This window comes from Acinetobacter sp. YH12094, assembly GCF_013419295.1.
Lineage (GTDB): Bacteria > Pseudomonadota > Gammaproteobacteria > Pseudomonadales > Moraxellaceae > Acinetobacter > Acinetobacter amyesii.
In genome coordinates this window covers 1-3,765 of the sequence record NZ_VPAK01000061.1, presented here as the reverse complement: position 1 = coordinate 3,765, position 3,765 = coordinate 1, and the positions used below count along the sequence as shown (strand labels likewise).

Sequence of the window (3,765 nt, the reverse complement as noted above, 5' to 3'; positions counted from 1 at the left end):
GAAGACCCTATAGTGATCAAGCAGATCCTTGATCACCTGAAGCACAAAGCCGAAACCAGCGGGACCAGGGCGTTACCCGAAAGCCGGGCGCCACCGGCTGAGCTGCTCCTGGGTCTGTTTGACTGACGAGCCTGAAGGCCAACGATACCAATCAAAATGCTGCGTTCACAGCGCCGCGGCAGGGATCCGCCGTGCTGGTTGTCGGAAAAGGAGCCGCTAGTGGGAAAGAGGAGGGTAAATTTTCAGCGTTGCTGGCTCCCCGTCAGCCGGATTGGGTTGCATCGCAGGGGTGTCGAAAGAGTCAACTGCGGTCCAAAGCTGTTGGACTTGGGTGAAAAGGGCGTTTATTCTTCCTATACGTTGTTCAGAATAACATTGTTCCGCCAACAATCAATTCGGTAGATATTGAACCTGAATATAGGGATATATTTAACTTGACGTTACACCAATCACAACAACGGCAAGTGAATTACGCAATGAGTAATACTTTTGGTTTTGGCGGACACATTGCCACAAGTATTTTTAAAAAATATGCTGAATAGAGAGTAGGTGCTAACTTCGGTTTGCTCGTGTTGGCGCTAAATCGAAAGTTCAAGTATCCCAACATGTTCCTTCGTATAGAAGTTAAAAGTTGGCAATTATCGTAGAACAACCTACAGACAACACCAATATGTAACCGATAAATAATTACAAAATATGACCGACAGAGTAAACATCATCAATAACTACATCGATGGATACAACCAATTTGATATCAAAAAAATGGTTGCAGACCTTGACGATAATATTGTTTTTGAAAACATTCAAAATAATGATATAAGTTTATCGCTGAAAGGGTTAACAGCGTTTAAACAACAGGCAGAAACAGCAAAAACATACTTTGCAAAGAGAACACAGACAGTTAAATCGTTTAGGCATTTTGACAACAGCACTGAAATAGAAATTGATTATACAGCAATTTTAGCAATTGACTTTCCGAACGGCTTAAAAAAAGGGCAAAAGCTAAAGTTATCAGGAAAATCCGTGTTTGAATTTAAAAAAAACAAAGTGATTAAATTGACAGACATTAGTTGACATTAAAACCAGCGAACAAGAATATGACTTTACTAAAACATAAAAAAATTACAATAATTGGTGCCGGGCCTGTTGGATTAACAATGGCGAGATTGTTACAGCAAAACGGCGTGGACATTACAGTTTACGAGAGAGACAAAGACCAAGATGCAAGGATTTTTGGTGGGACACTTGATCTGCACAGGGATTCGGGACAGGAAGCAATGAAAAGAGCGGGATTGTTACAAACTTATTATGACTTAGCTTTACCAATGGGTGTAAATATTGTTGATGAAAAGGGCAATATTTTAACCACAAAAAATGTAAGACCCGAAAATCGTTTTGACAATCCTGAAATAAACAGAAATGACTTAAGGACTATCCTATTAAATAGTTTACAAAATGATACCGTCATTTGGGATAGAAAACTTGTTACCCTTGAACCTGATAAGGAGAAGTGGATACTAACTTTTGAGGATAAATCGAGTGAAACAGCAGATCTGGTTATTATTGCCAATGGTGGAATGTCTAAAGTAAGAAAATTTGTTACCGACACGGAAGTTGAAGAAACAGGTACTTTCAATATACAAGCCGATATTCATCAACCGGAGGTGAACTGTCCTGGATTTTTTCAGCTTTGCAATGGAAACCGGCTAATGGCTGCTCATCAAGGTAATTTATTATTTGCGAATCCTAATAATAATGGTGCATTGCATTTTGGAATAAGTTTTAAAACACCTGATGAATGGAAAAGCAAAACGCGGGTAGATTTTCAAGACAGAAATAGTGTCGTTGATTTTCTCCTGAAAAAATTTTCCGATTGGGACGAACGCTACAAAGAACTGATTCGTTTGACATCATCTTTTGTAGGGTTAGCGACACGAATATTTCCCTTAGATAAGTCTTGGAAAAGTAAGCGTCCATTACCCATAACGATGATTGGAGATGCTGCTCATTTGATGCCTCCTTTTGCAGGACAAGGCGTAAACAGTGGGTTGATGGATGCCTTGATATTGTCGGATAATCTGACCAATGGGAAATTTAACAGCATTGAAGAGGCTATTGAAAATTATGAACAGCAAATGTTTGCTTATGGAAGAGAAGCACAGGCAGAATCAATAATAAACGAAACGGAAATGTTCAGCCTCGACTTTTCTTTCCAAAAACTAATGAATCTATAAAACAGAAAGGCGAGGAAATGAAAGAGAAAATAGTTAAAAAAAACGGAATAAGACTTTTTACCGAAAGTTTTGGATGTGAAAAAGATCCGGCAATACTCTTGATTGCGGGAGCAACGGTATCCATGTTGTATTGGGATGCTGAATTTTGCCAGAAACTATCTGAAAAGGGATTTTTTGTTATTCGCTACGACAATAGGGACGTAGGAAAATCTACTAATTACGAACCGGGTTCAACCCCCTATGATATTGTTGACTTAACCCATGATGCTATTTCAATTTTGGACGGCTATAAAATAGTCAAAGCCAATTTTGTGGGAATTTCACTGGGCGGACTGATTTCTCAAATAGCATCAATAAAATATGCCGACAGGGTAAGTTCAATAACACTAATCTCATCAGGTCCTTGGGGCGACTCAGACCCCACAATTCCTGAAATGGATACGCGTATTTTAGATTTTCACGGAAAAGCTGAAACCGTAGATTGGACAAATGAAGACAGTGTGGCAAATTATTTAATTCAAGGTGCTGAATTGATGAGCGGCAGGAAACAATTTGACAAACAAAGAAGTGAAAAACTGATTAGAGCCGAATTTAAAAGAGCTAATAACTATATAAGTATGTTCAATCATGCGGCACTGCAAGGTGGTGAAGAATACTGGAACAGATTGAGCGAAATCAATCAACCAACCTTAATTGTACACGGAACGGACGATAAAATATGGCATTTTAAGAATTCAGCAGTTTTACTTGAAAAGATAAACGGCTCAAAACTAATAACGCTTGATGGAACCGGACACGAACTACATTTCGAAGATTGGAATAAAATTATTGATGGAATAACGCAACATACAACAAATAACAAAAGAATGAACAAATAGGGTATTATGTATTTCCAAATCAACGGTTTAGAGATTGAAGCTAATATCAATGTGTTATGACGCTCAAGCTGGTGGAGCCGCTGCGCGAGCTGTTTAAAGATGAGGTGCGCAAGATCGGTATGGAGTTAGGTCTGCCCTACGACATGGTTTACCGTCATCCCTTCCCTGGCCCTGGCTTGGGTGTGCGTATTCTTGGCGAAGTAAAAAAAGAATATGCCGACAGGTTGCGCTTGGCTGATGCCATCTTTATCGAAGAGCTGTATGCCGCTGACCTGTATCACAAAACCAGCCAAGCCTTCGCTGTATTCTTGCCAGTGAAGTCGGTTGGCGTAGTGGGCGATGCCCGCCGCTATGAGTATGTGGTGGCATTGCGCGCAGTAGAAACTATCGATTTTATGACAGCGCGCTGGGCACACTTGCCGTATGAGTTTTTAGAAACGGTTTCTAGCCGCATCATTAATGAGATTCCCGGTATTTCGCGGGTAACCTACGATGTTTCCTCAAAGCCGCCGGCAACTATTGAGTGGGAGTGACGGGCACTGGCTGGCAATGTCTAGCAACGGCAGGCATTTCGGCTGAGGGTAAAAGAACTTTCCGCTAAGCGATAGACTGTATGTAAACACAGTATTGCAAGGACGCGGAACATGCCTCAT

3 protein-coding genes and 1 pseudogene are annotated in these 3,765 nt (G+C 40.6%); all 4 read left to right on the top strand.

Annotation, left to right across the window (positions count from 1 at the left end):
- Nucleotides 1-696 precede the first annotated feature (696 nt).
- Nucleotides 697-1,074, top strand: a complete 378-nt coding sequence (locus FTU34_RS17435) for a hypothetical protein (protein WP_044502095.1) — start codon at nucleotides 697-699, stop codon at nucleotides 1,072-1,074.
- A gap of 23 nt (nucleotides 1,075-1,097) precedes the next feature.
- Entirely contained in the window at nucleotides 1,098-2,234 is a 1,137-nt protein-coding gene (tet(X), locus tag FTU34_RS17430) for a tetracycline-inactivating monooxygenase Tet(X) (RefSeq protein ID WP_044502094.1), read from the top strand.
- 17 nt (nucleotides 2,235-2,251) lie between these two features.
- Nucleotides 2,252-3,112, top strand: coding sequence for a macrolide hydrolase EstT (gene estT, locus FTU34_RS17425; protein WP_077782102.1), 861 nt, complete (start codon nucleotides 2,252-2,254; stop codon nucleotides 3,110-3,112).
- A 56-nt stretch (nucleotides 3,113-3,168) separates the two neighbouring features.
- A pseudogene (locus FTU34_RS17420) lies at nucleotides 3,169-3,645 on the top strand (GMP synthase (glutamine-hydrolyzing)); the annotation flags it as partial.
- Nucleotides 3,646-3,765: the final 120 nt, after the last annotated feature.

Coding starts and splice junctions, on each gene's coding strand:
- estT (WP_077782102.1), top strand. CDS start 2,252: ATGAAAGAGAAAATAGTTAAAAAAAACGGAATAAGACTTTTTACCGAA.
- FTU34_RS17435 (WP_044502095.1), top strand. CDS start 697: ATGACCGACAGAGTAAACATCATCAATAACTACATCGATGGATACAAC.